The following is a 26,315-nucleotide window of genomic DNA, read 5'->3' on the forward strand; positions in this document are numbered from 1 at the left end:
ACACGTGATCGACGACTGGAAGCCCGCCGAGCAGGACGCCCTGCGCCGCGACCGCGACGACCCGGGCCACCGCGAGCTCTTCCTCATCCCGCCCGCCGACGGCGGCGGCCACCCCGAGTGCGCCTACTTCGCCGGCAACTCCCTGGGCCTGCAGCCCCGGGCGACCGCGGCGGAGCTGGCCGAGGACCTGGAGGCCTGGGCCCGGCTCGGCGTGGAGGGACATCTGGAGGGGGCCCGCCCGTGGCTGCCCTACCACGAGCGGCTCACCGGCCCGGCCGCCCGGCTGGTCGGCGCGCTGCCCGAGGAGACCGTGGTGATGAACTCGCTGACGGTCAACCTGCACCTGCTGATGGTCTCGTTCTACCGGCCGCGCGGCACGCGGACCCGGATCCTCATCGAGGACACCGCGTTCCCCTCCGACAGCTACGCCGTGCGCAGCCAGGCCCGCCTGCACGGCCTCGACCCGGACGAGACGGTGGTCCGGCTGCGCGACGGCCGGGAGGTGCTGGACTTCCTGGACCGCGAGGGCGACACGGTCGCGCTGGTCCTGCTGGGCGGCGTCAACTACCTGACCGGCGAGCTCATGGACATCCCGGCGATCACCGCGGCCGGCCGGGCGAGCGGCGCGGCCGTCGGCTGGGACCTGGCGCACGCCGCCGGGAACGTGCCGCTGGAGCTGCACGCGTGGGGGCCGGACTTCGCCGCCTGGTGCTCCTACAAGTACCTCAACTCCGGGCCCGGCGCCCTCGGCGGCGTGTTCGTCCACCAGCGGCACCTGGGCGACCCGGCGCTGCAGCGGCTGGAGGGCTGGTGGAGCACCGAGCAGGCGACCCGGTTCGAGATGGCGCCGGTCTCCCGGCCGCCGGCCAGCGCCGACGCCTGGCAGGTCTCCAACCCGCCGATCTACGCGATGGGCCCGGTGCGCACCTCGCTCGGCGTCTTCGACCGGATCGGGATGACCGCCCTGCGGGCCCGCAGCGTACGGCTCACCGCCTACCTGGAGAGCCTGCTCGACCGGGTCACCCCCACCAGGCCGCTCACGGTGGTCACGCCGCGCGACCCCGCCCGCCGGGGCTGCCAGCTCTCCCTGCGCGTCGAGCGCGGCGGCGCGGCCGAGCTGACCCGGCGGCTGCGTCACGAGCACGGGGTGATCGCCGACGCCCGCGAGCCGGACGTCGTCCGCCTGGCGCCGACGCCCCTGTACTCGACCTACCACGACTGCTGGCGCGCCGCCGTCGCGCTGGCCGAGTGCGTCGAGGAGGACCGATGAACGTCACCGTGGTCGGCGCGGGCCTGACCGGCTGCCTGCTCGCCTGCTACCTGGCCCGGCGGGGCCTCGACGTGACCGTCTACGAACGGCGGCCCGACCCGCGCGCCGGGCTCGCCGAGCGCGGCCGGTCGATCAACCTGGCCATCTCCGAACGCGGGCTGGCCGCGCTGCGCCGGATCGGCCTGGAGGAGCAGGTCATGGCCGGCGCGCTGCCCATGCGCGGCCGGATGATCCACCCCGTGGACGGGCCGCTGAACTTCCAGCCGTACAGCCACGACGGGGTGCGCTCGATCAACTCCATCAGCCGCGGCGCGCTCAACAACACGCTGCTGGACGCCGCGGAGTCCGCGCCCGGCGTGAAGATCTTCTTCGGGCACCGGCTGACCGGCCTGGACCCGGCGACCGGCGCGATGGAGTTCGACACCGAGGCCGGCCCGGTGCGCGCGGCGGCCGGCGTGGTGCTCGGCGCCGACGGTGCCGGCTCGGCCGTACGGGCCGAGCTGGTGGCCCACCGGGGCATCCGGGAGAGCCTGGACTTCCTCGGCCACGGCTACAAGGAGCTGACGATCCCGCCCGTGGCCGGCGAGTTCGCCTTCGACCCCGGCGCCCTGCACATCTGGCCGCGCGGCACCTCGATGATGATCGCGCTGCCCAACCCTGACCGCTCCTTCACCTGCACGATGTTCTGGCCGACCGAGGGCACGTCGAGCTTCGCCTCGCTGAGCGGCCCGGCCGCGATCGAACGGCACTTCCGCACCCACTACCCGGACGTGCCCCCCCTCGCGCCCGGTCTGGTAGGGGAGTACATGGAGAACCCGGTCGGCCGGCTCGGCACCGTCCGCTGCGCGCCATGGCAGGCGGACGGCCGGGTCGGCCTGATCGGCGACGCCGCGCACGCCATCGTGCCCTTCTACGGCCAGGGCGCCAACTGCGGCTTCGAGGACGTGACCGTGCTCGACCGGTGCCTGACGGAGACCGGCGGCGACTGGGCCCGCGCGCTGCCGCTGTTCGAGGCGCGGCGCAGGGACGACACCGACGCGATCGCCGAGATGGCGCTGGACAACTTCGTCGAGATGCGCGACAAGGTCGCCTCCCCGGTGCACCGGCTGACCAAGAGCGTCGAGCACCGCCTCGAACGCGCGCTGCCCGGCCGCTACGTGTCGCGGTACGAGCTGGTGTCGTTCTCCACGGTGCCGTACGCGCAGGTCAGGCGGCGGGTCCGGCGGCAGCACCTGCTACTGGCCGGGGCCGCCGGGGCCGGGGCCGCGCTGCTGGCGGCGGGCGCGGCCGGGCTCGCCCGGCTCGGCTCGCGACGGTCCGGCGGGAGGTGAGGGTGGAGAACCGTGCCGTCCTGACCCGCCCGGCGCCCGGCCCGCTCCGGACCCTGCGGTACGGGGACGACGCCGACCAGGTGATCGACCTGTGGCCGGGCGAGGGACCCGTGGTGGCGCTGGTGCACGGCGGGTTCTGGCGCCCGGAGTACGACCGGACGCACCTGCGGCCCATGGCCAACGCGCTGCACCGGGCGGGGTGCGGCGTGGCCGCCGTCGAGTACCGCCGCAGGCCGGGAGATCCGGCGGCGGCGGTCGCCGACCTGCGGGCCGCGGTCGGCCTGCTGCGTCCCTCGGTGGTCGTCGGCCACTCGGCCGGCGGTCATCTCGCCATGTGCGCCGCGCCGGACGGCACCGCCGTCCTCGCCCTGGCACCGGTCGCCGACCTGCGGCTGGCCGCGCGGCTGGACCTCGACGACGGCGCGGTGGCCGACTTCCTCGGCGGCCCGCCGGACGACCATCCCGGCCTGGACCCGGTACGCCTGCCGGACCGGACGGGCCCGCTGGTGATCGTGCACGGCACGGCGGACGAGCGGGTCCCCGTCCAGGTCTCGGAGTCGTACCTGGCGGCCCACCCGGGGACGTCGCTGGTGCGCGTCCCGGGGGCGGGCCACTTCGTGCTCATCGACCCGGAGAGCCGTACCTGGCCGCTGGTCAGGCGTGAGCTGACCGCCCTCCTGCCCGCCTGACGGCGTCCGCCGCGAGCAGCGCCGCGCCGAGCTGCACCGCGACCAGCGAGCGCAGCGGGATCGGCGTGCTCCGCGCGTCGGCCTCGGCCTCGGCGAACCACTCGTCGAAGCGCGCGCCGAGCCGGGCGCGCTCGGCCCGGACGGCGGGCGTCGCGTTGCCCGCGGCCAGCTCGGCGTCCAGCATGCGCAGGCAGGTGCCGCAGTACCGGAGCCGCATGAGGTGCACGAGCTGCCGGCCGCCGACCGCCTCGGCCACCGTGGCCGGGCGGTCGGTGCCGGGCAGGCCCTCCCACTCGCCGATGAAGTCGTCGTGGGTGCCGACGAAGTCCTCCAGCGCCCGGCGGAAGGCGGAGCGCACGGTCAGGTCGCCCTTGACGCGGGCGAGGGAGGCGGCCAGCTCGCCGATCAGGTCGCGCTGCCCGGCCAGGCAGTCGCGGATCGTCTCCTCGTACTTCTGGCCGGTCGGGGTCTGGTCGGAGACGCGGGGATCGGCCCAATAGGGCAGCTCGGTGACCAGGTGCAGGGCGCCGAACCGGTCGGCGTAGTCGACGCTGCCGCCGCCGGTGCCGTACGTCGGGCCGATCTCGGCGCCCCGCGGGGTCAGGTAGGCCGCCGGCGCGATCTGGACGGCGCCGGGCAGCTCCGGCGGGCCCATGTGCAGGGGCAGGCCCTCGGCCGTGGCGATGGCGGTCAGGCGGGCGGCGAGCGCGGGGTCGTTGCGGCTGAGGTAGTAGAAGGCGCCCTGGAGCTCGCCATTGTGCAGGGAGTAGACCAGGGCGGGCCGGACCTCGTCCATCAGCCGCATCAGCGCCTCGGTCTCCGGCAGCGTGCGGTCGAAGAAGTAGTCCTCGCCGGTCAGCGGGAAGGTCCATTCGACCTGGTCGGCCTCGGCCGGGCGATAGAAGTGCTCGGCGTAGGCGCGGCGGTCGCTCGGGCGGGCGTACCAGCCCTCGTTGAGCCGGGCGCCGTCGGGGTCGACGCAGGGGATGAGGTGCCAGCGGAAGCCGAAGTCCTCCCGCAGCGCGGCGTCCTCGACGAGCTGCCGCAGCAGCGTGCTGACGGTGAGCGCGCCGATGGGCTCGTTGGGGTGGGGGCCGCCGATGATCACGGCGTCATGGGGGCCCGCGCCGATGGTGGCCACGCGCAGCGGCTCGCCGAGGCGGGAGGTGCCGATGCGGCGCAGGCGCACCAGGTCGGGGTGGGCGGCGGCGAGGTCGTCGAGCTCGGCGTGCATCTGGTCCACCGTCGGGAACGCGGTGAAGTCGGGCACGCGGCTCATGTGGGGGGCGACGTCCATTTTCGGGCCTCCTGATAATCTGGATTATTCTAGTAAATCAGATTATCTTTACGGCATGCAGGAGATGTCATGCGGCTGACCAGAGCGGAAAGCAAGGCCGCCAACAAGCGCGCGCTGATCGAGGCCGCCCGCGAGATCGTCGGCAGGGACGGCTCGAAGGCCAAGCTGGAGGACATCACCGAGCTGGCCGGCCTGACCACGGGGGCGGTCTACTCGCTGTTCGGCGGCAAGAACGGGCTGATGGCCGCCATGGTCGACGACTACGTCGGCCCGCTCGACCTGCGCACGCCCGAGACCGGCGGGTTCGGCGCGCGGCTGGCGGAGGTCGTGGCCGAGATCGCCCGCCGCTACCTGCACATGTCGGCCGACCCCCAGGCGGCCGGCCGGATGTTGTTCGAGACGCGCGTGCTCGACCTCGTGCTCAACGACCCCGACCTGCGCCGCAGGCTCAACACCTCGATCAGGTCGACCGAGGTCGAGCTCGCCGCGCTGCTCACCGGCCGCGAGCACGGCGGGGCCGCCGTCACCGCGCAACAGGCGCTGCGCCTGGCCCGCGCCCTGAAGGCCCTGCTGTCCGGGCTCGGCCAGAGCGTCGTGCTCGGCGCCCACGAGGCCGACGAGGAGTTCTTCGTCGAGACCGCCCTGGCGCTGATCACGCCGACGGTGCTCGGACCGGCCTAGATCACGGCCGGGGTTCGGGGGGACCACACGGCCGCACGTCACCCCACCCCGAAAGGCAGAACCATGTCCAGATCCGGCTTCGGCGTCATCGGCGCGCCGGTGTTGTACATCGGCGTCCTCCAGACCATGGAGATGACGCTCTCGCCCGCGCTCCCGCTCGTCCAGCAGGACCTGGGGGCCTCGCCCGGCGCGCTCGCGTGGATCTTCACCGGCTCGCTGATCAGCTCGGCGATCAGCACCCCCATCGTCGGCCGCCTGGCCGACATGTACGACAAGCGGCGCGTGCTGCTCGCGCTGATGGCGATCAGCGGCGCCGGGGTCCTGCTCTCCGCCCTGGCGCCGAACATCACCCTGCTGATCACCGGCATGGCGATCGAGGGCATCTGGCTGGGCGTGCTGCCCCTGACCGTCGGGCTGTTCCGCGACACCCTCACCCCCGAGCGCGCCGCCACCGGCAACGGCCTGGTCGTCGGCGTCGCCGCGCTGGCCAGCGCACTCGGCCTCATCCTGGCCGGGCCCATCACCTCGGCCCTCGGCTACCGGTCGCTGTTCCTGCTGGCCGTGGCAGGCGTGGCGGCGGCCGCCCTGCTCGCCTGGTTCACCGTGCCGTCCACCCCGCGCGCGGCCGGCGGTCGCGTCGACTGGGCGGGCGGGCTGCTGCTCGGCGGCGGCGTGGCCCTGGTCATGCTGGGCCTGACCGCCGTCTCCAGCTGGGGCTGGACGTCCCCGGCCACGCTCGCCCTGTTCGCCGCCGCCGTGCTGACGCTGGGCCCGTGGGTGGTCGTCGAGCTGCGCGTCGCCGACCCGCTCGTGGACCTGCGGCTGCTGGCCGGACGCACCCCGGCCGGGGTGACCGCCATGGGGGTGCTGCTCGGCTTCGCCTCCTTCGGCCTCGTCGTCGCCCTGCCGATGATGCTGGCCGCGCCCGCCGGCACCGGGTACGGCCAGGGCGCCGACACCCTGTGGATCGGCATCTACATGTTCCCCATGGGCGTCGCGGGCACCGTGATCGCGCCGCTGGTCGGGCCGATGACCAGGCTGCTCGGCCGGCGCACGGTGCTGGTGCTGGGCAGCGTGCTCGTCTGCGCCGGGACCGGCGGGCTGGCCCTGTGGCACTCCGCACCCTGGCAGGTCATGGCCGCGGTGACGGTCATCGGGCTGGGCGCCTCCATCGGCCTCACCGCCGGGCTCAACGCCGTGGCCGCCGACGTGCCGGGCGAGCGCGCGGCCGGGGTCAGCGGCGTGGTCTTCGTCGCCAAGAGCATCGGCGGCACGTTCGGGGCCCAGCTCGGCGCCATGGTGCTGGCCTCCGGCGCCGTCGCGGGGGCGCCCACCGAGCAGAGCTTCGTCGACACGTACCTGCTGTCGGCGGCGCTGGGCCTGCTGGCGGTCGCCGCCGCCTTCGTGATCCCGGCCACTGTGCGGAAGACGCAAGCGGGGCAGGCGGTTTCTGCCCTGGCGACGAAGCCGTCCGTCCGCCCCGGTGAAAGCCTGTGACGATGACGAACGTCTACATCTCCATCGACATGGAAGGCGTGGCGGGCATCGCCACCATGGACCAGGTCTCCCGCGCCGGCCACGGCTACCCGCGGGCCCAGCGCCTGATGACCGCCGAGGCCAACGCCGCCATCGAGGGCGCCTTCACGGCCGGGGCCGCCAGCGTCCTGGTCAACGACAGCCACGGCACCATGGACAACCTGCTGCACGAGGAGCTCGACCCGCGCGCCCGGCTGATCTTCGGCACGCCCAAGCTCGACTGCATGGCCGAGGGCGTCTCGGCCGAGCACGACGTGGCCATGTTCCTCGGCTACCACGCCGCCGCCGGCTCGCCGGGCGTGCTCGCCCACACCTACTCCTCGCACTTCTACGAGGTGCGGCTCAACGGCGCCATCGTCTCCGAGGCCGAGGTCAACGCCCTGCAGGCGGCCGCCGTCGGCGTGCCGGTGGGGCTGCTCACCGGCGACGACGTCATCTGCGACGTCGCCGGCAAGGCGTTCCCCGGGGTGCGCACGGTCGCCGTCAAGATCGCTCACGGGCACACCGCGGCCGACAGCCTCTCGCCGTCCGAGGCGCGGCGGCTGATCAAGGAGGCGGCGGCGGAGACCGTGCGCTCGGCCGGGGAGCTGCGGCCGGTCGAGCTGCCCGGCGTGCTGGAGCTGGAGATCGACATGCCCACCACGCCCGCCGCCGAGCTGGGCGCGCTGGTGCCGGGTGTGCGCCGGATCGCCGACAAGACGCTCGCGGCCACCTTCACCACCCCGAGGGAGGTGCTCGGATGCGTGACGACCTGCTACCACCTGGCGGCGGACGCCATGATCGCCAGGATGGCCCTGTACGGCAGACCAACCAGGTAGCCCCCAGGTTTGCCGCTCCGGACAAGCGTTTCGAACCCGGACATCCAGATACTTGAACGATGGATTTTGAGCAGGTAGAACGCGCGCTCGACGCCCTTCCCGGCCTCCGCTCCGGCGGGCCGGGTCTGGCCGTCGGGGTCTACGCCGACGGCAAGGTGCTGCACACCGCGGCGAGGGGCGTGGCCACCGTCGAGTTCGGCGTCCCGATCGACTCCCGTACCCGCTTCGACATCGCCTCCATCAGCAAGCAGTTCACCGCCGCGTGCCTGCTGCTGCTGGCCCGCGACGGCAGGCTGAGCCTGTCGGACGACGTCCGCGAGCACGTCCCCGAGCTGCGGCTCGGCGTGCCCGTCACGCTCGACCAGTGCCTGCGGCACACCGGCGGCCTGCCGGAGTGGTACGGCCTGCAGGCCGTCACCGGCGTCCCGTTCACCCTGATGGACGAGGAACGGCTGATGAAGATCGTGGCGGGCATGCGCCGGACCACGTTCGAGCCCGGCACCCGTTTCTCCTACTCCAACACCGGCTACGTCCTGGCCGCCGTCGTGATCCGGCGGCTCACCGGCCGGTCGCTGGCCGACTTCGCCCGCGAACGGCTCTTCGAGCCGCTCGGCATGGACGACACCGTCTTCCGCGACGACGCCTCCGTCCCGCTGCCGCGGATGGCGTACGGCTACGACGGCGCCGGCGCGCGGGCCGACACGCAGGAGAGCGCGGTCGGCGACGGCGGCCTGGTCACCGGCGTCGCCGACCTCGCCCCCTGGTTCGGCTTCCTGGCCGACGGCCGGGTGCTGGGCGCCGACGTGCGCTCCGCGCTGCTGGAGCGGACCACGCTCGCCGACGGCGCCGTCCTGCGGTACGCCCGCGGCATCTGCCACCTGACGGTCGGCGAGCTGGACGCCTACGGCCACGCCGGCGGCATGCACGGCTACGTCGGCAACCTGCTCCACCTGCCGGAGCCCGGCCTCGGCGTGGCCGTCCTGACCAACCACAGCGGCCTGGACCCGGTCGGCCTCAGCCTCCGCCTGGCCCGCGCCCTCACCGGCCAGGAACCGGCCCCCCGTCCGGCCCCCGCCCCCCGGGCCGACGCCGAGGCCGCGCGGCCCGCCCTGCTCGGGCACTGGCACGACCCGGAGACCGACGCCACGCTCACGCTCGAACCCGCCGGCGACGACCAGGACGGCACGATCGCCCTGACCGGCGCCGCCGACCTCGAACTCGCCCTCGACGTCGACGGCCGCTGGTACGCGCAGGTCCCGGCAGGCCGGATCTGGATCGTGCCGGAGGACGGGCGGCTGCTGTTCGGCCACGACGGGTCGATCCGCTGGCCGAGCGTGTACGAGCCGTGCGACCCCCCGGGGGAGGAGCCCGCCCCGCGAGGCGCCTGGCTCAACGACGAGACGGGCGTGCTCGCCGTCGTCGACGAGGGGACGCTGCGCGTCGGCCTGACCTTCCAGGCCCCCGTAGCCCCCGCACCCGCCGGGACGTGGCGCGCGGGCCCGTTCACCCTGCGCCTCGACGGGGACGGCGACCTGCTGCTCAGCGGCTTCGGCCTGCTCGGCCTGCGCTTCACCGCCCAGCCCGACGGCACCGCGCCCGTCGGCGTCCCCCCTGGTCTGGTCTAGGGCCGTGTTGGCCTGCAGCACGAGCCGGGGCGCGCAGAGTTTGGCTGCCGGGTCAGTGAACGAGGGAGGCCGGGCTTCTAGCGTCCGACTATTCCCCCCGCTCACTCCCCGAGGTGGTTCCATGACATCCGCAACCGCACTCGCCAGGCTCGCCACGGGCGCTCTGCTCGTGCTGGTGGCCGGCTGCGCCGGAGCCGCGAGCTCCGGCGCGGCCCCCGACACGCTCCGCTGGGCGACGGGGACGGCCCCCAACAGCCTCGACATCGCCCACGGCTTCAACGACGCCTCCACGACCGTGCAGTTCGCCGTCCTCGACACGATGGTGACCCTCGGCCCGGACGGCAGGGTCATCCCGAGCATCGCCGCCTCCTGGACCCATCCTGACCCGCGCACGTACGTCTTCACCCTGCGCGAGGGCCCGAGGTTCAGCGACGGCACGCCGGTCACCGCCGAGGACGCCGCCTACTCCCTGACCCGCCACCTCGACCCCGCCGTGACCTCCCAGGCCGCCAGCTACGTCACGCAGGTCAAGAAGGTCGAGGCCACCGGCCCGCGCACGGTGAAGGTCACCCTGAGCAAGCCCAGCGCCAGCTTCCTGGCCACCGCCGCGCTGGCCTGGCAGATCGTCCCGAAGAGGCTGGCCGCCGCGCACCCGAAGGACCTCGGCTCGCCCGAGGTCGGCACGCTCGGCTCCGGCCCCTTCAAGGTCACGAAGTTCTCGCTCACCTCCGGGGTGACGCTGGAACGCAACGATCTGTACTGGGGCCCCAAGCCGGAGCTGCGCAGGATCGAGATCAAGGCGATCGGCGACCCCGAGACGCTGCGCCTGGCCGTCTCCTCCGGCGAGGTGGACGGCACCAACGACATCCAGGTCAGCGAGACGCGCAAGTGGAGCGCCCTGCCCGGCGTCACGACCTCCTTCTACCCGGCCAACAACATCACCTACCTGTCACTCGGCGTGCGCGAGGGTCCGCTCAAGGACGTGCACGTCCGCCGCGCCATCGCCCACGCCCTCGACCGGGACGCGCTGGCCACGCTCATGACCAGCGGCCACGGCGGCATCGCCGACCTGATGCTGCCCAAGCCGCAGCTCGCCGCCCTGTACGGTGACACGCCGCCGAAGCTGCCCGCCCACCCCCACGACGTGAACGCCGCCAAGGCCGAGCTGGCCAAGTCGGCCCACCCCCAGGGCTTCACCCTGGCCGCGCCGTACGACAGCGGCAGCGACGACGTCAAGGCGCTGCAGGCCATCGTCGCCGACCTGGCGGTGATCGGCGTCAAGCTCGACCTCCAGCCGCTGCCCACCGAGCAGTACCGGCAGCGCATGTTCAGCCACCAGGACACCCCGCTGCAGCTCGTCGACCTGCTCTACGGCACCCCCGACCCGGGCGAGGTGCTGCCCGACCTGGTCAGCCGCGCCTCGGCCGGGCCCCAGGGCTTCAACTTCAGCGGCTACGGCTCGCCCGAGATGGACGCCCGGCTCGACGCCCTCGGCAAGCGCGAGGGCGCCGACCGCGCCGCCGCCGTCACCGAGGTGCTGGCCGAGATCGCCGACCAGGTGCCGTACGTGCCGCTCTACACCAAGGAGGCCGCCGTCGCGCTGCGCAAGCGGTTCACCGGCCAGTTCGGCACCTGGACCATGAACGTCTTCAGCACCATCCGCCCGGCGGCCGGTGTCTGATGGCCTTCGTCGCCCGCCGCCTGGCCGCCGCGCTGCTCCTGCTCGGCGTGCTGTCCGTGCTCACCTACGCGCTGCTGGCGCTCGCCCCCGGGGATCCGGAGCAGGTCCTGCTCGGGCCGCGGCCCTCCACCGCGGAGTCGCGCGCAGCCGTCCGCGCGCAGTACCACCTCGACGACCCGCTGCCCGTCCGCTACGCCACCTGGCTCGGCGACGCCGTGCGCGGCGACTTCGGCGCGTCCCTCTACAGCCGCGAACCCGTCACCAGCGTCATCGCCGACCGGCTGCCCGTCACCGCCGGGCTGGCCGCCTACGCGATCATCCTCACCCTCGCCGTCGGCCTGCCCGCCGGGCTGGCCGCCGCCATGCGCAGGGGCGGCCCGCTGGACCGGGGCATCACGCTCTCCGCGCTGGTCGGCCTCGCGATCCCGCCGTTCGCGATGAGCATCCTGCTCCTGTACGGCTTCGCCGTCACCCTCGGCTGGTTCCCCGTCTTCGGCGCGGGCGAGACGTTCGCCGAGCGGGTCGCGCACCTGACGCTGCCCGCGATCGCGCTGGCCACCGGGCAGGCGGCGGTCGTCATCAGGCAGATGCGGGCGGCCGCGCTCGACCTGGCCGGGCAGGACTACATGACCTTCGCCCGGGCGCGCGGGGTCGGCCGCGCCCGCTACTGGATCGGGTACGCGCTGCGCAACACCGCGCTGCCCGTCCTCACGGTCGGCGGGCTGCTGCTGGCCGCCAACCTCACCGGCGCGCTGTTCGTCGAACGGGCCTTCGGGCTGCACGGCGTCGGCGAGCTGCTCGTCAGCGCCGTCGGGCAGAAGGACCTGCCCGTCGTCCAGGCGCTCGTCCTGATGGGAGGCGCCGTGGTGGTCGCCGTCAACCTGCTGATCGACCTGGCCTACCTCGCGGTGGACCCGCGGGTGCGGCACGGGGCGGTGGCCGCGTGAGCGTCGTGACCGGGACCGTGCGCCTCGGCGGACGGGCGCGGCGGCTGCGCCGGGCCCGGCCGGGGCCGCTGACGCTGCTGTCGGGCGGGATCCTCGCCCTGATGGCGTTCGCCGCCCTGTTCGGAACGTGGATCGCGCCCTACGACCCGGCCGCGCAGGACCTCGCGCTCGGCGCGACGATGCCGAGCTGGGCCCACTGGGCGGGCACCGACGAGCTGGGCCGGGACGTGTTGTCGCGCTGCCTGGCCGGAGCCCGCTCGGCGCTGCTGTGGCCGCTCGTCGTCGCGCTGGGCACGTGCGCGATGAGCACGTCGCTCGGGCTGCTGGCCGGCTACCGCCGCGGCTGGATCGACGCCGTCATGATGCGGGTGGTAGACCTGCTCATCGCGATGCCGGGGCTGCTCATGCTGATCGTCCTGGTGGGCGTGCTGGGCGGCGGCATCGGGTGGGCGGTGCTGGCGATGGCGGTGCTGTTCACGCCCGGCGACATCCGGGTGGTGCGCAGCCTCACCATGGCCCAGCGCGAGCTGGCCTACGCCGAGGCGGCCCGCACGCTCGGGCTCAGCCGCGGCCGGATCATGTTCAGGCACCTGCTGCCCAACATCGCGCCAACGGTCGTGGCCGGCGCGCTGCTCAGCTTCGTCGCCGCGCTGGTCGCGCTGTCCGGTCTGTCCTTCCTGGGCATCGGGCTGCCCGCCGGCACGCCCGACTGGGGGCTGATGATCGAGGAGAACCGCGGCCTGCTCGACCTCAACCCGTGGGCCGCGGTGGTGCCCGCCGCGCTGGTCACCGTCGCCGCCACCGCCGCCACCCTGCTGGGCGACCAGCTCTTCGAGAGGCTCTCCGATGCTTGAGACACGCGGCCTGCGGGTCGTCGGCGACCGGGTGCTCGTGGACGGCGTGGACCTGACGGTCGCCGCGGGCGAGACCGTCGGGCTGGTCGGCGAGTCCGGCAGCGGCAAGTCCCTGACCGCCCGCGCCCTCGTCGGCCTGCTCCCGCGCGGCCTGCGCGCCGAGGGGTCGGTCGAGGTCGGCGGCGCGCAGCTCGTCGGCGCGTCCGAGCGGCTGCTGCGCGGCGTGCGCGGACGGCGGATCTCGCTGCTCATGCAGGACCCCTTCGCCATGCTCAACCCGCTGCGCACGGCCGGCGCGCACATCGCCGAGACCCTGCCCGGCCGCACGTCCCGGCAGGAGATCGCGCGCAGGCTGGCCGAGGTCGGCATCGGCGACCCCGCCGTGGCCGGACGCTACCCGTTCCAGCTCTCGGGCGGCATGCGGCAGCGCGTCGCCCTGGCCGCCGCGCTGGCCGGCGACCCCGAGCTGCTCGTCGCCGACGAGCCCACCACCGCGCTGGACGCCACCACCCAGCACGAGATCCTGGCGCTGCTGCGCCGGGTCCAGGAGGCGCGCGGCATGGGCGTGCTGCTCATCACCCACGACCTGCGCGTGGCGTTCGCCGTCTGCGACCGGGTCGCGGTGATGTACGCCGGGCGCGTCGTCGAGCAGGGGCCGGGCCCGGAGCTGGCCGCGGAGCCCGCGCACCCGTACACCGCGGGGCTGCTGGCCGCGCTGCCCTCGGCGGAACGCACGCTGGAGCGCCTGGTGGGCATCCCGGGCGCCGTGCCGCGGGCGGACGCGGTGGCCGACGTCTGCGCGTTCGCCACCCGCTGCGACCTGGCCGCCGACGCCTGCACCGCGGCCAGGCCGCCGTTGCGCCCGATCGGCCCCGACCGGCTGACCGCCTGCGTGCACGACACCGCCGGAGCCGCCCGCCCGGCGCTGCGCGAGGCCGCGCTCCCCGCCGCCCCGGCCGCCGGCGAGCCGCTGCTGCACATCGAGGACCTGCGCAAACGGTACGGCGCCCACACCGCGCTCGGCGGCGTCAGCCTGCACGTGAACCCCGGCGAGACCGTCGGCCTGGTGGGCGAGTCGGGCTCGGGGAAGACCACGCTGGCCCGGTCGGTGCTCGGCCTGATCACCCCCGACGGCGGCCGGATCCGGCTCGCCGGCCTCGACGTCACCGACCGCGCCGCCCTGAATCCGCGCGAACGCGCCCGCGTGCACCGGCTCGTCCAGTGCGTCTTCCAGGACCCCTCCACCTCGCTCAACCCCGCCATGACCGTCGGCGCGACGCTGGCCGAGGCGATCGCCAGGGCCGCGCCCGCCGACCGGATCGGCGTGGGGGAGCTGCTGGAGCTGGCCGGACTGCCCGCCGCGTACGCCGCCCGCCGCCCCAAGGCGCTGTCCGGCGGCGAACGCCAGCGCGTCGCCATCGCCCGGGCCCTGGCCGTCCGGCCCGCGCTGCTGATCTGCGACGAACCGGTCGCCTCCCTGGACGTGTCGGTCCAGGCGCACGTGCTCGAACTGCTGCGCGGCATCGGCCGGGAGCTGGGCACCGGGATGTTGTTCATCACCCACGACCTGGCGGTCGTCCGCCAGGTCGCCGCCAGGACCGTGGTGCTGCTGAAGGGCGCGGTCGTGGAGGAGGGGACGACCTCGGCCGTCCTGGACGCCCCGGCCCACGACTACACCAGGCGCCTGGTGGCGGCCGTCCCCTGACATGACCGACGCATCTCGTACCCGGGAAAGGTAATACCTTCATGCACGACCTCATCCTGCGCGGCGGCACCCTGCACGACGGGTTCGGCTCGCCCGGCCGTACCGCGGACGTGGCCATCGGCGGCGGACGCGTCACCGCGACCGGCCGCGACCTCGGCCGGGCCGCCCGCGTGGTGGACGTGGACGGCATGGTCGTCGCGCCCGGCTTCATCGACCCGCACAGCCATTCCGACACCGTGCCGTTCATGGCCGGGGCGCAGCCGTTCAAGCTGTGGCAGGGCGTCACCACCGAGATCATCGGGAACTGCGGCTTCTCCTGCGGGCCGGCCGACCCCGAGTCGGCCCATTTCACCCCAGGGATCTTCGGCGAGCACGCCTTCACCACCTTCGGCGGCTACCTCGACGCCGTGGAGCGGGAGGGCACGACCAACAACCTGGCCGCGCTCGTCGGCCACAACACGCTGCGCACGGCCGTCTGCGGCATGGACGCCGCGCCGCCGCCCGGCGCGCTCGACCGGATGACCGAGCTGGCCGAGGAGGCGTTCGCCGCGGGCGCGTGCGGGCTGTCCAGCGGCCTGGAGTACGTGCCGGGCGCCTACGCCGGCACCGGCGAGCTGATCGCGCTGGCCCGCGCCGCCCGGCGCTGGAACCTCGTCTACGCCACCCACCTGCGCAGCGAGAGCGAGGGGCTGGCCGACGCGCTGGACGAGGCCGTCGAGGTCGCGGCGGCGGCCGGGGTGCGGCTGCAGGTCTCCCACTGCAAGGCGTCGGGCCGGGCCGTGCACGGGTCGTCGGCTATGCTGCTGGACAAGCTGACGGCCGCCCGGGTCCGGGGCGTGGACGTGCGGGCCGACGTGTACCCGTACCGGGCGTTCTGCACCGGGCTGGTCGCGCTGCTGCCACCCGCCGCGTGCGAAGGCGGCGAGCCGGAGCTGCTCAGGAGGCTGGCCGACCCGGCGGAACGGCGGGCGCTGCGCGCGCTGGCCGAGGATCCCGAGCGCACGACCGGCGTCGGCCTGTGGCGGGAGACGCACCCCGAGGACGTGCGGCTGCTGCGGCACGCCTCCGCCGCCGTCACCGGCCGCTCGCTGGCCGACCTGCTGGACGGCCGCGAGCCCTGGGACGCGCTGTGCGACCTGCTCATGGCCGACCCGCACGCCGACGGCGTCTTCCACACCATGCACGACGACGACGTCACCCGGATCATGCGGCACCCCCTCGTGTCGATCGGCTCCGACGGCGGGCCGCCCGACGGGCCGACCCATCCGCGCACGTACGGCACCTTCCCCACCTTCCTCGGCGCGTACGTGCGCGAACGCGGGCTCGTGCCGATGGCCGAGGCGATCAGGAAGGTCGGCTCGGCCACCGCCGCCCAGTTCGGCCTGGCCGACCGGGGCTGGCTGGGCAGGGGAGCGGTCGCCGACGTGTGCGTGTTCGACCCCGCCGCCATCCGCCACGACGGCACCTACGACGAGCCCGCCACCCGCCCGGCCGGCGTCACCCACGTGCTCCTGGGCGGCCGCATGGTGATCGACGACGGCGAGTTCACCGGCGGCCGGCACGGACGCCTCCTGCGCGGGGGCCGGGCGTGAGCGGCCAGGGCCGGGTGACGCTCGGCGTGCTGCTCGACAGCCTCGGCGCGGAGACGGTGAGCGCGCTGTGCCTGCCGTCCGGCCGCCAGGCGATGGTGGGCGCGCCGGTCATCCACGGCTCCGACGAGCCGCTGGCCGCCTACGCCGGGGCGCTGCTGCTGGCCACCGGCAGGCCGGAGCCGTCCCTGCTGGAGAGCGCGGCCGGGGCGGGCGTGAGCGCGGTCGTCGTCCGGGCCGGGATCGGCGACGCCGCCGCGCTGACCGAGGCGGCCCGCGGCGCGGGCGTGGCGCTGCTGGCCGCCGCCCCCGGCCTGGCCTGGGGCCAGCTCTACGCCCTGGTGGACGCCCTGCTCGCGCTCGTCGCCCCGGCCGCGGACCTGGGCGGCGGCGGCCAGGCGGGCGACCTGTTCGCGCTGGCCAACCAGGTCGCCGCCCGCGTCGGGGGCGCGGTGGCCATCGAGGACCTGGCCATGCGCGTCCTGGCCTACTCCACGATCGGCCAGCCGATCGACGACCTGCGCAGGGAGGGCATCCTCGGCCGGCGCGTGCCCGAGCACCCGACGAACGCCGAGGAGTACGCCGCCGTCCTGCGCTGCGAGGGGGCCGTGTGGAGCCACGAGCCGCGCGAGTACCTGCCCCGGCTGGCCATCGCGGTCCGCGCCAGGGGCGAGGCGCTCGGCACGATCTGGGCCATCCAGGCGGACGAGCCGCTCGCGCCCGACGCCGACGCGGTGCTCGCCGAGGCCGCCAGGACCGCCGCCCCGCACCTGGCCCGCCTCAGCCTGGCCGCCGACGAGGCCCGCCGGACCAGGGACGAGTGGGTGGGCCGGCTGCTGCGCGGCGCAGGCCCCGCCGGGGAGCTGGCCGCCTCCTTGGGCCTGCGCCCGGACGAGCCGGTCAGGGTGGTGGCCGCCGGGGACCCGGCCGGGCGGACCGACGTCTTCGCCGCCACGCACGCCGCCGACCTGCTGCGCACCGCCTACGCCGTCTACCGGATCAGGGCCGCCGTCGGCGCCGTGGACGGCCGGACGTACGCGATCGTGGCGGCCGGCGCCGGGACCGCGCTGCTGCGCCGCGTCACCGCCGAGACCCTCGGCCGGATCACCGACCGGCTCGGCGGGCACTGGCGGGCGGGCGTCGGACGGGTCACGGCCTCGCTCGCGCAGGTCCCCGCCGCCGCCCGGCAGGCCGAGGAGGCCCTGCGCGCGATGGGCGGCCCGTTCGCGGGCGGCGAGGTGGGCCTGCACGAGGAGCTGGCCGCCGCGCTGTTCCTGCTGGACGCGGCCGCCTCGATGCGGTCCGGCCCGGCGCTGACGGGCGAGCCGCTGTCCCTGGTGGCCGAGCACGACGCCGGGCACGGCACCGACTACGTCCGCAGCCTGCGGGCCTGGCTGGCCGCCCACTACGACGTGCCCAGGGCGGCCGAGGCGTTGTCGCTGCACCCCAACACGCTCAGGTACCGGCTGCGCCGCATCGGCGAGCTGATCGCGCTCGACGAGCCCGACGTCCGGCTCGTGCTGGGCCTTCAGCTGCGGCTGGCCGAGATCGGCGCGTCCGGCGCGGGCGGTGGTCAGAGCCCGGCGTCCGGCACAAACGGCGGCGGCTGAAGTTGGGCTTGCGCGCCAACGATCCGGCGGCGGTCCGGCGGAATGCTGATGCCATGCTCGATATCCGCATCCTCCACGGGACCTCCGAGTTCCAGGCCGCCGACCGGCTGCTGCGCCGCGTCTGGAACACCAGGGCGGGCGACGACCCGCCGGTGGCCGTCGACCTCATGTGCGCCCTTGAGCACACCGGCGGTTACGTCGGCGGCGCCTACCTCGACGGCGTGCTCGTCGCCGCCGCCTCCGGGTTCCTCGCCGAGGGGGGCAGCCTGCACTCCCACGTCGTGGGCGTGGCCGCCGAGGCGCGGGGCCGGGGGATCGGCCAGGCGATCAAGGCGCACCAGCGCGCGTGGGCCGCCGAACGCGGCCTGAACTCCATCTCCTGGACCTTCGACCCGCTCGTGCGCCGCAACGCCTTCTTCAACCTCGCCCGGCTCGGCGCGCGGGCCGAGCGGTACGTGCCCGACTTCTACGGGCCGATGAACGACGGCATCAACGGCGGCGACGTCACCGACCGCCTGTTCGCCCACTGGCCCGTCGACCCGGCCCCTTCTCCGGAGCGGTCGGCCCCGGGCGGGACCCGGAAGGCCGAGGTGATCCTCGACGAGACCGGGGCGCCGCGCGAGCCGGGCGGCGCGGCCGTGCTGCGCTGCGCCACGCCCGCCGACGCCGAGCGGCTGCGGCGCGAGCAGCCCGCGGAGGCCGCGCGGTGGCGGGCCGCCCAGCGGGCCGCCCTGGGCGGCGCGCTCGCCCGCGGCTACCGGATCGCCGCCTTCACCAGGGACGGCTGGTACGTGCTGGAGCGCGCGGCATGAGGATCGCCGAAGCCGAGCTGCGCACGGTCGCGCTGCCCCTGATCACCCCGTTCCGCACCTCGCTCGGCACGCAGACCGTGCGCCGGGCGCTGCTGGTGCGGGTGCGCGGCGCCGAGGGGGAGGAGGGCTGGAGCGAGTGCGTGGCCGACGACGAGCCCACCTACAGCCCCGAGTACCTGGAGGGCGCGGCCGACCTCATCCGCCGTTTCCTGCTGCCCGCCCTGTTCGCGGTGCCGCGCCTCGACCCGGCCGGCGTCGCGCCCGCGCTGGCGCACCTGCGCGGCCATCCGATGGCCAAGGCCGCCGTCGAGACGGCCGTCCTGGACGCCGTGCTCAGGGCGCGCGGCCTGTCGCTGGCCGCCCACCTGGGAGGGGTGCGGTCCAGCGTGCGCGTCGGCGTGTCCGTCGGCATCGCGGACACCCTCGACGACCTGCTCGACACCGTGGACCGGCACGTCGGCGCCGGGTACGCCCGGATCAAGCTCAAGATCGAGCCCGGCTGGGACCTGGAACCGGTGCGGCTGGTGCGCGAGACGTTCGGCCCCGGCCTGATGCTCACCGCCGACGCCAACACCGCCTACACCCCCGCCGACGCCCGCCACCTGGCCCGCCTGGACGCCTACGGCCTGACCCTGCTGGAGCAGCCCTTCGCCCCGGACGACCTGGACGGCCACGCCCGGCTCGCCGCCCGCATGGACACCCCCATCTGCCTGGACGAGTCGATCACCTCGGCCCGCGCCGCCACCGCCGCGATCAGGGCGCGCGCCTGCTCGATCATCAACATCAAGCCCGGCCGGGTCGGCGGCTACCTGGAGTCCCGCCGGATCCACGACCTGGCCCTGGCCGCGGACGTGCCGGTGTGGTGCGGCGGGATGCTGGAGACCGGGCTCGGCCGGACGGCGAACCTGGCGCTGGCCAGCCTGCCCGGCTTCACGCTGCCGGGCGACATCTCGGCGACGGCCCGCTACTACGAGCGTGACATCACCGCGCCGATCGAGCTGACCGGCGACTCCATCGTGGTGCCCGACGGCCCCGGCGTCGGCGTCACGCCGGACCCGGACGCCCTGGCGGCCTTCACCACCGACCCGCCCGTCCGCGTCACCCCCGCCGGGTGAGACGGTCGGGCGTGGGCTGACCGGACGTTGTCACTCCTGCTCGACGAGGTGGTCGAGCAGGACCTGGCTGATGTCGGCGAGTTGCCGCAGCTGTTCCGCGGTGAGCAGGTCGACCAGGTGCTCACGGACGCTGGCCACGTGCTTCGGGGCGGCCGCCCGGAGCGCGGCGTGCCCGTCGTCGGTGAGCACGGCCAGCCACCCGCGCCGGTCGCCGGCGTAGTGCTCCCGGCGCACCCACCCCTTCTGCTCCAGCTTGTTGACCGCGTGCGAGATGCGGCTCGGCTTGGAGTTGGTCCACTGCGCCAGCTCGCTCATGCGCATCGTGCGCCCGGGGGCCTCCGACAGCAGGACGAGCAGCTCGTAGTAGGTGGGCGGCATGTCGGCGGCCGCCATCAGGTCGCGTTCCAGGCGGTCGGTCAGCAGGCGGGTGGCCAGCCCGAACCTGCGCCACGCCTGCTGTTCGTCGTCGTTGAGCCAGCGGGTCATGCCCCGATCGTACTGGAAGGTTGCGTGCTGAAATAAATCTATGTACTGTCGTGCCGAATCTTCCAGTGCTGAACTAATTGGAGCGCGACATGTACCCCAGCGAGCTGAGCGGCGACTACACCTTCGACCCGGCCCACAGCCGGTTCGGGTTCGTCGCCCGCCACGCCATGGTGACCAAGGTGCGCGGCAGCATCCCCGTCCAGGAGGCCACCGCCCGCCTGGACGCGGCGAACCCGGCGGCCTCCGCCGTCCGCGTGGTGCTCGACGTGGCCGGCATCCAGACCGGCAACCAGATGCGCGACGGCCACCTGCGCACCGGCGACTTCCTCGACGCCGCCGCCCACCCGCACATCGTCTTCGAGTCCACGTCCGTCAAGCACGCGGGCGGCGACACCTTCGAGGTCACCGGCGACCTGACGATCCGCGGGGTGACCCGGCAGGTCACCGTCCCGCTCGACTACACCGGCACCGCCGTCGACGCCCAGGGCGTGACCAGGGTCGGCTTCGAGGGGGGCACGGCGATCAACCGCAAGGACTTCGGCATGACGTACAACGCCGCGCTGGAGACCGGCGGCGTGATGATCTCCGACCGGATCGCCCTGGAGTTCGACATCTCCGCCGTCAGGTCCGCCTGACCGCTCCGTTCCGCCACGGTCGGTCACCGTGTCCACGGCCGTCGAGCGGCACGGGCGCCGGCCGCGCCTCCAGTTGCGCCCGGTAACGGCGGAGGAAGTCCTCGCTCGGATCGCCGAACCGCGTCCGGCCCGCGTACCGGGCGGTGCCGCAGTTGCGATCGACCAGCACGACGGCGGGCCGGCGCACGTTCCCGTAATGCACGACGAAGGACAGGCTCGTGCCGCGGCCGACCGGGGTGCAGATCTCGCCGAGGTGGAGGTCGTCGCCCAGGACGCGCCCCTTGGCCGACTCGCGCCGGCGCAGCTCGGCCTCCAGCGCGTCGCGCGTGGGCAGGCCGTTGAGCTCGGAGACCATCGCGCCGACCCCATCGGTGAGCCTCCTGACCGGCACTGCCGCCTGCCCTCGGGACCACGGCAGGGGCAGCTCGCACATCGTCACCGACACCGCGCCGTCGGCGGGCACCAGCTCCCCGGGCCGGTCACCGCGCTCCCACCCGCCGGCGGACGAGACCGGACAACCGCCGGCTCCGAGCCGCGGCCCCAGGGCGTTCACCGGAAAGGCGGCGGAAGCCCCCAGCACCAGCGCGACCACACCCGCGACCACCCGGCCGACGCGCAGCAACATGCCAGCAATGTACGCGCCGGAACCCGGTTGAGCCGCCCCTCCTGGAGGACTGCTCCTCTGGTAGGGCTGCTCCACTGGTAGGGCTGCTCCACCGGTGGGGCTGCTCCGCAAGCGCGCGTCCACCGGCCGCGGTGACGCCTCCGGCGGCCCGGCCGGTGCGAACGCGCGGGCCGGGCCGGTAGGTCAGGTGGCCGGGGCGGTGTCGTCGTGCTGCTGGGGGGCGGCGTCGGTGCGGGCGCCGGACAGGATGGCGTCGAGCAGGCCGGGGTAGCGGGCGTCCAGGTCCTCGCGCCGCAGGACGAGCAGGTTCTCCCGGCCCGACGGCTGCTGCCAGATCACCCCGCTGTCGCGCAACACCCGCCAATGGTGGGTCATGGTCGACTTCGCGGTGATCCCCAGCGTGTTCAGCACGCTGGTGCAGTTGTGCTCACCCCCGGCGTCGAGGATGCGGACGACGGACAGCCGCACGCCGTTCCCCAGCGCCGACAGCACGTCTTCGACCCGGATCTGATCAGGGTCGGGATGACGGAAAGCCATGGTCCAACTGTACCGCGACTGTCGAACAATCCCCTTCCGGTCTGGCATAGTACGACCGTACGTAAATCATCGTACGATCGTTTCGTGCGGCGGGCTTCCGCGTGCCCGCTCACCGGCTCCCTCCGAAGGGCGTTCCATGTCCACACCATCCACGCTGCCCGCGTCCGTCGCGGACGGCGTCAAGCCCCGGCTCGGCTGGCCCCTGGCGTTGCTCGCCCTGGCCCAGCTCATCTACGCGCTCGACCTCAACATCGTCTTCGTCGCGCTCCCGCGGATCGGCGCCGACCTGGGCTTCCCCGGCCAGACCCAGCAGCTCGTGGTCAGCGCGTACGTCGTCTTCGCCGGCGGCTTCCTGCTGTTCGGCGGACGGGCGGCCGACCTGCTCGGCCGCCGCCGCGTCTTCGTGCTGGCCCTGGCCCTCTACGCGCTGTCCTCGCTCGCAGGCGGGCTGGCCGCGGGCCCCGTCGTCATCATCGCCGCCCGCGCGGTGCAGGGCGTCGGCGGGGCGCTGCTGCTGCCCTCGACGCTGGCGCTGCTCAACAGCCTGTTCGCCGAGGGGCGGCAGCGCAACCGGGCGCTGGCCGTCTGGGGCGGCGCGGGCGCCAGCGGGCTGACGATCGGCGCGCTGCTCGGCGGCGTCCTCACCGAGAACTTCGGCTGGCCCGCCGTCTTCTTCGTCAACGTCCCCCTGGCCGGGCTGGTCGCGCTGGCCGCCCTGGCCGTCGTCCCGCGTGACCCGGCCAGGCGGGAACGGCGCAGGTTCGACGTGCCGGGGGCGCTCACCGTGACCGGCGGGTCCACGCTGCTGGTCTTCGCCCTGGTCGAGGGGCCCGAGCTGGGCTGGGGCAGCCCCCTGGTCGCGGGCGCCTTCGCGGTGGCCGCCGCGCTGCTGGTGATCTTCGCGCTGGTCGAGGCCCGCAGCGCGGATCCGCTCATGCCGTTCCGGCTGTTCCGCAACCGCAGCCTGACCGTCGGCATGCTGGTCACCTTCGTCTACATGGCCACGTTCGGCGTCCTGCCGTACTTCCTCACCGTGCTGCTGCAGAGCGTCCACGGCTACAGCGCCCTGCAGAGCGGACTGGCCTTCCTCGTCCCGTCGCTGGCCATCGCCGCCGGCACCCAGGGCGGCGAGCGCCTGGCCACCCGGATCGGCACCCGGGCCACGCTGCTGATCGGCTTCGCCGTCGGCGTCGCCGGGACCGCCGTCCTGGCCCTCGGCTTCGACGCCGACGCCGGGTACGGCCTGCTGATCCCCGGTCTCGTCGTCTCCGGCCTGGGTCAGGGCGTCGTCTGGACCGCCATGTGGATCGCCGCCGCCACCGGCACCCCCGCCCACGAACAGGGCGTCGCCAACGGCATCGCCTCCACCGCGCTCAACATCGGCAACGCCATCGGCCTGGCCGTCTTCACCGTCATCGCCGACCTCGGGACCGCGGGCAGGACCGGCCAGGCCCTGCGCGCCGCCACGGCGGACGGCGAGTTCCTGGTCGTCCTGCTCACCGCGGCGGTGATGATCGCCGGCCTCCTGGTCACCCTCACCCTGCCCCGCCGCACCCCCGACCCGACCCCCTGACGGTCCGCCCCCTTATCCCCTGCCCCCGGCACGGGCCTCGGCCGCCGCGAGCACCCCTTCGGTGCATGCGGCGGTCACGGCGTCCGCGCCCGCAGGGCCGCCGTTCAGTGCTGGTGCGCCTCTTCCAGCGACGCCCCCGCCAGCCGCGCCCTGACCGCCCCGGTGAAGGCGGGGCACTCGAAGACGTTCTCGTGCGGGCAGGCCATGCCGTGCGCGATGGCGGTGCGCGCCACCTGGGCGCGGGCGATGCGCTCGTCCAGCTCGGCGAGTTTGCGCCCGTACAGCTCCCGCCACCCGTCGCCCGGCTGGGACCGGGCCGCGATGAAGGTCCTGATCTCGCGCAGCGTAAGGCCGACCTCGCGCAGCAGCAGGATCACCGCGACCAGCTCGGCCGCCGACGGCGGATACCGCCGCTGCCCCGAGACGCGCTCGGGCTCCGGGATCAGCCCGAGCTCCTCCCAGTAGCGCAGCGCGGAGGTGGCGACCCCGGTGCGTTCGGCCAGCTCGCCGATCGTCAACTGCTCACTCATGGGACCGCAAGCATACGTGAGCCCGCCGTCCTGGATCATGCCCCGGCAGGCGGCGCGGCGATTGGCGGCGCCCCGTGTTGACACTGGCCGACCCTTCTCCTAATCTCTTCTTCAGAGAAGATAAATCTTCGGAGAAGCAAATGCCTCCGCGAAGTTACCTGGGGAAGGGCAACGACCATGAGCAACACCCTCGCCGCCGCCGACGCCGCCGCCGTCACCTCCGTGCTCGACCGTCTCGCGGACGCCTGGAACCGGGCCGACGGCGGCGCGTACGGCGACCTGTTCACCGAGGACGCCACCTACATCACCTACGTCGGCACCCTCTACACCGGCGCCCGCGAGATCGGTGACGCCCACCAGGCGCTGTTCGACAGCTTCGTCAAGGGCACCAGGCTGGCCAGTGAGACCGTCGGCATCCGTCTCGCCGGCCCCGACACCGCCCTCGTCATCACCCGCGGCGACACCTACAAGGGCAAGCCCGGCAAGCTGCACAAGATCCAGACCTACACGATGGTCCGGCAGGCGGACGGCGACTGGAAGATCGCCGCCTTCCAGAACACCAAGCACCAGGCCCTCATGGAGGCCATCTCCTTCACGTTCCAGCCCGCCAGCAAGCCCGCCGCCCACGTCTGACCCCTCGACCACCCCTTCGCCCCACCTCTCGCCACGGAAGATCGCCCGCCGCCCCGGCGGCCTCGACCTCGACCACCCGCGGCTCGTCCGCCGCGCCGCAGACGTGACCGACCGGCCCGGCACCGGCCGCCCCCGCGTCTCGATCGGCGCGACCGAACGCCTGGGCGCCCGTACGTCACGCGCCGACCTGGCCGCCCTCCTCGTCGGCCACCTCGACGACTCGCGGACCTACCGCCTGCCCGTCGCCGTCTCCTCCTGACCGCGACCCCGGCCTCACCGCCCCGGCGGACCTCACCGCCCCGGCGGAGCAGTGAAGGCGCCGGCCGCGGCGGCGAGCACGGCCGTCCGCGCCGCCTGCTCCGGCAGATCCGGGTCGGGGGGAGTGCGGAGGAGCACCAGGTGGTGGTAGAGCGGCGCGGTGGCGGCGACGAGCAGCCGCCGCGCGTCGGTGCCGGCCGGCAGCTCGCCCCGCGCGACCGCCCGCCTGACGATGACCTCGCAGCGGGTGTACCGGTCCTCCCAGAGCCGCCGCACGCCGCGAGCGGCCTCCTCCGAGCGGAACGAGGCGGCGATCAGGGCCGCGGCGATCGACGGCTGTGCGGTGATGGCCGCCTGGTTCTCGTGGTTGAGCGCCGCCAGGTCGCCCAGCAGGGAGCCGGTGTCCCGGGGCTGCCAGTCGTCGTCGCCGGTCGCCTCCAGGACGTCGGTGAGCAGGCCGCCGACGTCCCGCCAGCGTCGGTAGACCGTCGCGCGGTGCACGCCCGCGCGGGCCGCGACGGCGTCGAGGGTCAGCCCGTCGAAGCCGCGTTCCGCGAGCTCGGCGCGGACCGCGTCGAGAACCTGCGCGCGGATGCGACCGGTACGGCCACCCGGACGGCGGCGCGGCCCGGACGACGGGCTCTCGGACGACGGGCTCTCGGACGACGGGCTCTCGGACGACGGGCTCTCGGACGACGGGCTCTCGGACGTCATCGTTCCCTTTCCCGTTTGCGAGGCGGACGTCGGCATGCCACCATCTTAATGTACAAATTGTCGCATTAGCAGCGGCGGAAAGAAGAGATCCATGAACGCCCGCGTCCCCGCCGACCCCACCGTCCTGCACCCGATGCCCGCCCAGCCACGGGTGGTGCTGCTGCGGCCGCTGGTCAAGTCCCCGCTGATCGAGGTGGGGGAGTTCTCCTACTACGACGACCCCGACGACCCGACCGCGTTCGAGACCCGCAACGTGCTCTACCACTACGGCCCGGAGAAGCTGGTCATCGGCCGGTTCTGCGCCCTGGGCACCGGCGTGCGGTTCATCATGAACGGCGCCAACCACCGCATGGACGGCCCCTCGACCTTCCCCTTCCCCACCATGGGCGGCTCGTGGTCCGACCACTTCGACCTGCTCACCGGTCTGCCCAGCCGCGGTGACACCGTCGTCGGCAACGACGTCTGGTTCGGCCACGGCGCGACGGTGCTGCCCGGCGTGCGCATCGGGCACGGCGCGATCATCGGCGCCGGGTCCGTGGTCACCTCCGACGTGCCCGACTACGGGATCGTCGGCGGCAACCCGGCCCGCCTCATCCGCACCCGCTACCCGGCCGACGACGTCGCCCGCCTGCTCGCGGTGGCCTGGTGGGACTGGCCCGCCGAGCACATCACCGAGCACGTGCGCACGATCATGTCGGGCAGCGTCGCCGACCTGGAGGCCGCCGCGCCGGATGCGCGTCGCGCCTGACCGTCGTCCAGCACCC

26 protein-coding genes are annotated in these 26,315 nt (G+C 74.4%); 20 read left to right on the top strand and 6 right to left on the bottom strand.

Annotated features, from left to right (window positions below; translation table 11 throughout):
• The first annotated feature begins 4 nt into the window (after positions 1 to 4).
• The 3 genes from kynU to AB0C33_RS43835 are packed head-to-tail and all read left to right on the top strand — an operon-like array spanning position 5 to position 3,290.
• Positions 5 to 1,270 carry a kynureninase gene (kynU, locus tag AB0C33_RS43825; RefSeq protein WP_358299294.1) on the top strand — a complete coding sequence of 422 codons (1,266 nt, stop codon included), beginning with the start codon at positions 5 to 7 and terminating at the stop codon, positions 1,268 to 1,270.
• Positions 1,267 to 2,601, top strand: a complete 1,335-nt coding sequence (locus AB0C33_RS43830; RefSeq protein WP_358299297.1) for an NAD(P)/FAD-dependent oxidoreductase — start codon at positions 1,267 to 1,269, stop codon at positions 2,599 to 2,601. The genes kynU and AB0C33_RS43830 overlap by 4 nt, the downstream gene beginning before the upstream one ends.
• Before the next feature lie 2 nt (positions 2,602 to 2,603).
• Entirely contained in the window at positions 2,604 to 3,290 is a 687-nt protein-coding gene (locus tag AB0C33_RS43835) for an alpha/beta hydrolase (RefSeq protein ID WP_358299300.1), read from the top strand.
• Here AB0C33_RS43835 and AB0C33_RS43840 read toward each other — a convergent pair.
• Positions 3,256 to 4,587 carry a M14 family zinc carboxypeptidase gene (locus tag AB0C33_RS43840; protein WP_358299303.1) on the bottom strand — a complete coding sequence of 444 codons (1,332 nt, stop codon included), beginning with the start codon at positions 4,585 to 4,587 and terminating at the stop codon, positions 3,256 to 3,258. The genes AB0C33_RS43835 and AB0C33_RS43840 overlap by 35 nt on opposite strands.
• Before the next feature lie 69 nt (positions 4,588 to 4,656).
• Here AB0C33_RS43840 and AB0C33_RS43845 point away from each other — a divergent pair, with 69 nt between their 5' ends.
• From AB0C33_RS43845 to menC, 12 genes are all read left to right on the top strand, one after another.
• Positions 4,657 to 5,268 (top strand): TetR/AcrR family transcriptional regulator, encoded by a 612-nt coding sequence (locus AB0C33_RS43845; RefSeq protein ID WP_358299306.1) that lies wholly within the window; start codon positions 4,657 to 4,659, stop codon positions 5,266 to 5,268.
• 63 nt (positions 5,269 to 5,331) lie between these two features.
• Positions 5,332 to 6,765: an MFS transporter gene (locus tag AB0C33_RS43850; RefSeq protein ID WP_358299309.1), complete on the top strand. Its 1,434-nt coding sequence runs from the start codon at positions 5,332 to 5,334 to the stop codon at positions 6,763 to 6,765.
• Positions 6,766 to 6,767: 2 nt separating this feature from the next.
• Complete coding sequence (locus AB0C33_RS43855) at positions 6,768 to 7,622, top strand: M55 family metallopeptidase (protein ID WP_358299312.1); 855 nt, start codon at positions 6,768 to 6,770, stop codon at positions 7,620 to 7,622.
• Positions 7,623 to 7,681: 59 nt separating this feature from the next.
• Positions 7,682 to 9,247 carry a serine hydrolase domain-containing protein gene (locus AB0C33_RS43860; protein WP_358299315.1) on the top strand — a complete coding sequence of 522 codons (1,566 nt, stop codon included), beginning with the start codon at positions 7,682 to 7,684 and terminating at the stop codon, positions 9,245 to 9,247.
• Positions 9,248 to 9,368: 121 nt separating this feature from the next.
• Positions 9,369 to 10,928, top strand: coding sequence for an ABC transporter substrate-binding protein (locus AB0C33_RS43865; protein ID WP_358299318.1), 1,560 nt, complete (start codon positions 9,369 to 9,371; stop codon positions 10,926 to 10,928).
• Complete coding sequence (locus tag AB0C33_RS43870; RefSeq protein WP_358001330.1) at positions 10,928 to 11,875, top strand: ABC transporter permease; 948 nt, start codon at positions 10,928 to 10,930, stop codon at positions 11,873 to 11,875. Before AB0C33_RS43865 ends, AB0C33_RS43870 begins: the two co-directional genes overlap by 1 nt.
• Positions 11,872 to 12,729, top strand: a complete 858-nt coding sequence (locus AB0C33_RS43875) for an ABC transporter permease (protein WP_352355187.1) — start codon at positions 11,872 to 11,874, stop codon at positions 12,727 to 12,729. Before AB0C33_RS43870 ends, AB0C33_RS43875 begins: the two co-directional genes overlap by 4 nt.
• Positions 12,722 to 14,434: an ABC transporter ATP-binding protein gene (locus AB0C33_RS43880; protein WP_358299321.1), complete on the top strand. Its 1,713-nt coding sequence runs from the start codon at positions 12,722 to 12,724 to the stop codon at positions 14,432 to 14,434. Before AB0C33_RS43875 ends, AB0C33_RS43880 begins: the two co-directional genes overlap by 8 nt.
• 41 nt (positions 14,435 to 14,475) lie before the next feature.
• Complete coding sequence (locus tag AB0C33_RS43885) at positions 14,476 to 16,026, top strand: amidohydrolase family protein (RefSeq protein ID WP_358299324.1); 1,551 nt, start codon at positions 14,476 to 14,478, stop codon at positions 16,024 to 16,026.
• A complete protein-coding gene (locus tag AB0C33_RS43890) occupies positions 16,023 to 17,633 on the top strand; it encodes a helix-turn-helix domain-containing protein (protein ID WP_358299327.1) in 1,611 nt (536 codons plus the stop codon). Before AB0C33_RS43885 ends, AB0C33_RS43890 begins: the two co-directional genes overlap by 4 nt.
• 53 nt (positions 17,634 to 17,686) lie before the next feature.
• Positions 17,687 to 18,445 carry a GNAT family N-acetyltransferase gene (locus AB0C33_RS43895; RefSeq protein WP_358299330.1) on the top strand — a complete coding sequence of 253 codons (759 nt, stop codon included), beginning with the start codon at positions 17,687 to 17,689 and terminating at the stop codon, positions 18,443 to 18,445.
• Positions 18,442 to 19,560, top strand: a complete 1,119-nt coding sequence (gene menC, locus AB0C33_RS43900; protein WP_358299333.1) for an o-succinylbenzoate synthase — start codon at positions 18,442 to 18,444, stop codon at positions 19,558 to 19,560. The genes AB0C33_RS43895 and menC overlap by 4 nt, the downstream gene beginning before the upstream one ends.
• Positions 19,561 to 19,590: 30 nt before the next feature.
• Here the strand turns inward: menC and AB0C33_RS43905 are convergent, their stop codons facing one another.
• Complete coding sequence (locus AB0C33_RS43905) at positions 19,591 to 20,046, bottom strand: MarR family transcriptional regulator (RefSeq protein WP_358299336.1); 456 nt, start codon at positions 20,044 to 20,046, stop codon at positions 19,591 to 19,593.
• A gap of 89 nt (positions 20,047 to 20,135) precedes the next feature.
• Between AB0C33_RS43905 and AB0C33_RS43910 the strand changes: the two genes are divergently transcribed.
• Positions 20,136 to 20,681, top strand: a complete 546-nt coding sequence (locus AB0C33_RS43910) for a YceI family protein (protein ID WP_358299339.1) — start codon at positions 20,136 to 20,138, stop codon at positions 20,679 to 20,681.
• Here the strand turns inward: AB0C33_RS43910 and AB0C33_RS43915 are convergent.
• Entirely contained in the window at positions 20,668 to 21,306 is a 639-nt protein-coding gene (locus tag AB0C33_RS43915) for a hypothetical protein (RefSeq protein WP_358299342.1), read from the bottom strand. The genes AB0C33_RS43910 and AB0C33_RS43915 overlap by 14 nt on opposite strands.
• 183 nt (positions 21,307 to 21,489) lie before the next feature.
• Positions 21,490 to 21,843 (bottom strand): helix-turn-helix domain-containing protein, encoded by a 354-nt coding sequence (locus AB0C33_RS43920; RefSeq protein ID WP_358299345.1) that lies wholly within the window; start codon positions 21,841 to 21,843, stop codon positions 21,490 to 21,492.
• Between the two features lie 136 nt (positions 21,844 to 21,979).
• On the opposite strand from AB0C33_RS43920, the gene AB0C33_RS43925 reads away from it, so the two are divergent.
• A complete protein-coding gene (locus tag AB0C33_RS43925) occupies positions 21,980 to 23,416 on the top strand; it encodes an MFS transporter (RefSeq protein ID WP_358299348.1) in 1,437 nt (478 codons plus the stop codon).
• A 104-nt stretch (positions 23,417 to 23,520) separates the two neighbouring features.
• On the opposite strand, the gene AB0C33_RS43930 is transcribed toward AB0C33_RS43925, so the two are convergent.
• Entirely contained in the window at positions 23,521 to 23,946 is a 426-nt protein-coding gene (locus tag AB0C33_RS43930) for a MerR family transcriptional regulator (protein WP_358299351.1), read from the bottom strand.
• Positions 23,947 to 24,123: 177 nt separating this feature from the next.
• On the opposite strand from AB0C33_RS43930, the gene AB0C33_RS43935 reads away from it, so the two are divergent.
• On the top strand, positions 24,124 to 24,579 hold the full coding sequence (locus tag AB0C33_RS43935) for an SgcJ/EcaC family oxidoreductase (RefSeq protein WP_358299354.1): 456 nt from the start codon (positions 24,124 to 24,126) through the stop codon (positions 24,577 to 24,579).
• Positions 24,580 to 24,682: 103 nt separating this feature from the next.
• The gene (locus AB0C33_RS43940; RefSeq protein WP_358299357.1) at positions 24,683 to 24,838 is read left to right on the top strand and encodes a hypothetical protein; all 156 of its coding nucleotides are present in this window, start codon (positions 24,683 to 24,685) and stop codon (positions 24,836 to 24,838) included.
• Between the two features lie 32 nt (positions 24,839 to 24,870).
• Here AB0C33_RS43940 and AB0C33_RS43945 read toward each other — a convergent pair whose 3' ends face one another.
• On the bottom strand, positions 24,871 to 25,551 hold the full coding sequence (locus AB0C33_RS43945) for a TetR/AcrR family transcriptional regulator (protein ID WP_358299360.1): 681 nt from the start codon (positions 25,549 to 25,551) through the stop codon (positions 24,871 to 24,873).
• A 91-nt stretch (positions 25,552 to 25,642) separates the two neighbouring features.
• On the opposite strand from AB0C33_RS43945, the gene AB0C33_RS43950 reads away from it, so the two are divergent.
• Positions 25,643 to 26,299 carry a CatB-related O-acetyltransferase gene (locus AB0C33_RS43950; RefSeq protein ID WP_358299363.1) on the top strand — a complete coding sequence of 219 codons (657 nt, stop codon included), beginning with the start codon at positions 25,643 to 25,645 and terminating at the stop codon, positions 26,297 to 26,299.
• The last annotated feature ends 16 nt before the right edge of the window (positions 26,300 to 26,315 follow it).

This window comes from Nonomuraea sp. NPDC048881 (assembly GCF_040649795.1).
Taxonomy (GTDB): Bacteria; Actinomycetota; Actinomycetes; order Streptosporangiales; family Streptosporangiaceae; genus Nonomuraea.

Excerpts from the sequence above, each read along its gene's own strand:
- AB0C33_RS43865 (WP_358299318.1), top strand. The coding sequence starts at position 9,369 with ATGACATCCGCAACCGCACTCGCCAGGCTCGCCACGGGCGCTCTGCTC.
- AB0C33_RS43860 (WP_358299315.1), top strand. The coding sequence starts at position 7,682 with ATGGATTTTGAGCAGGTAGAACGCGCGCTCGACGCCCTTCCCGGCCTC.
- menC (WP_358299333.1), top strand. The coding sequence starts at position 18,442 with ATGAGGATCGCCGAAGCCGAGCTGCGCACGGTCGCGCTGCCCCTGATC.
- AB0C33_RS43905 (WP_358299336.1), bottom strand. The coding sequence starts at position 20,046 with ATGACCCGCTGGCTCAACGACGACGAACAGCAGGCGTGGCGCAGGTTC.
- AB0C33_RS43855 (WP_358299312.1), top strand. The coding sequence starts at position 6,768 with ATGACGAACGTCTACATCTCCATCGACATGGAAGGCGTGGCGGGCATC.
- AB0C33_RS43845 (WP_358299306.1), top strand. The coding sequence starts at position 4,657 with ATGCGGCTGACCAGAGCGGAAAGCAAGGCCGCCAACAAGCGCGCGCTG.
- AB0C33_RS43850 (WP_358299309.1), top strand. The coding sequence starts at position 5,332 with ATGTCCAGATCCGGCTTCGGCGTCATCGGCGCGCCGGTGTTGTACATC.
- AB0C33_RS43870 (WP_358001330.1), top strand. The coding sequence starts at position 10,928 with ATGGCCTTCGTCGCCCGCCGCCTGGCCGCCGCGCTGCTCCTGCTCGGC.
- AB0C33_RS43950 (WP_358299363.1), top strand. The coding sequence starts at position 25,643 with ATGAACGCCCGCGTCCCCGCCGACCCCACCGTCCTGCACCCGATGCCC.
- AB0C33_RS43920 (WP_358299345.1), bottom strand. The coding sequence starts at position 21,843 with ATGGCTTTCCGTCATCCCGACCCTGATCAGATCCGGGTCGAAGACGTG.
- AB0C33_RS43830 (WP_358299297.1), top strand. The coding sequence starts at position 1,267 with ATGAACGTCACCGTGGTCGGCGCGGGCCTGACCGGCTGCCTGCTCGCC.
- AB0C33_RS43885 (WP_358299324.1), top strand. The coding sequence starts at position 14,476 with ATGCACGACCTCATCCTGCGCGGCGGCACCCTGCACGACGGGTTCGGC.
- AB0C33_RS43945 (WP_358299360.1), bottom strand. The coding sequence starts at position 25,551 with ATGACGTCCGAGAGCCCGTCGTCCGAGAGCCCGTCGTCCGAGAGCCCG.
- AB0C33_RS43935 (WP_358299354.1), top strand. The coding sequence starts at position 24,124 with ATGAGCAACACCCTCGCCGCCGCCGACGCCGCCGCCGTCACCTCCGTG.
- AB0C33_RS43930 (WP_358299351.1), bottom strand. The coding sequence starts at position 23,946 with ATGAGTGAGCAGTTGACGATCGGCGAGCTGGCCGAACGCACCGGGGTC.
- AB0C33_RS43895 (WP_358299330.1), top strand. The coding sequence starts at position 17,687 with ATGCTCGATATCCGCATCCTCCACGGGACCTCCGAGTTCCAGGCCGCC.
- AB0C33_RS43840 (WP_358299303.1), bottom strand. The coding sequence starts at position 4,587 with ATGGACGTCGCCCCCCACATGAGCCGCGTGCCCGACTTCACCGCGTTC.
- AB0C33_RS43915 (WP_358299342.1), bottom strand. The coding sequence starts at position 21,306 with ATGTTGCTGCGCGTCGGCCGGGTGGTCGCGGGTGTGGTCGCGCTGGTG.
- AB0C33_RS43910 (WP_358299339.1), top strand. The coding sequence starts at position 20,136 with ATGTACCCCAGCGAGCTGAGCGGCGACTACACCTTCGACCCGGCCCAC.
- AB0C33_RS43880 (WP_358299321.1), top strand. The coding sequence starts at position 12,722 with ATGCTTGAGACACGCGGCCTGCGGGTCGTCGGCGACCGGGTGCTCGTG.
- AB0C33_RS43925 (WP_358299348.1), top strand. The coding sequence starts at position 21,980 with ATGTCCACACCATCCACGCTGCCCGCGTCCGTCGCGGACGGCGTCAAG.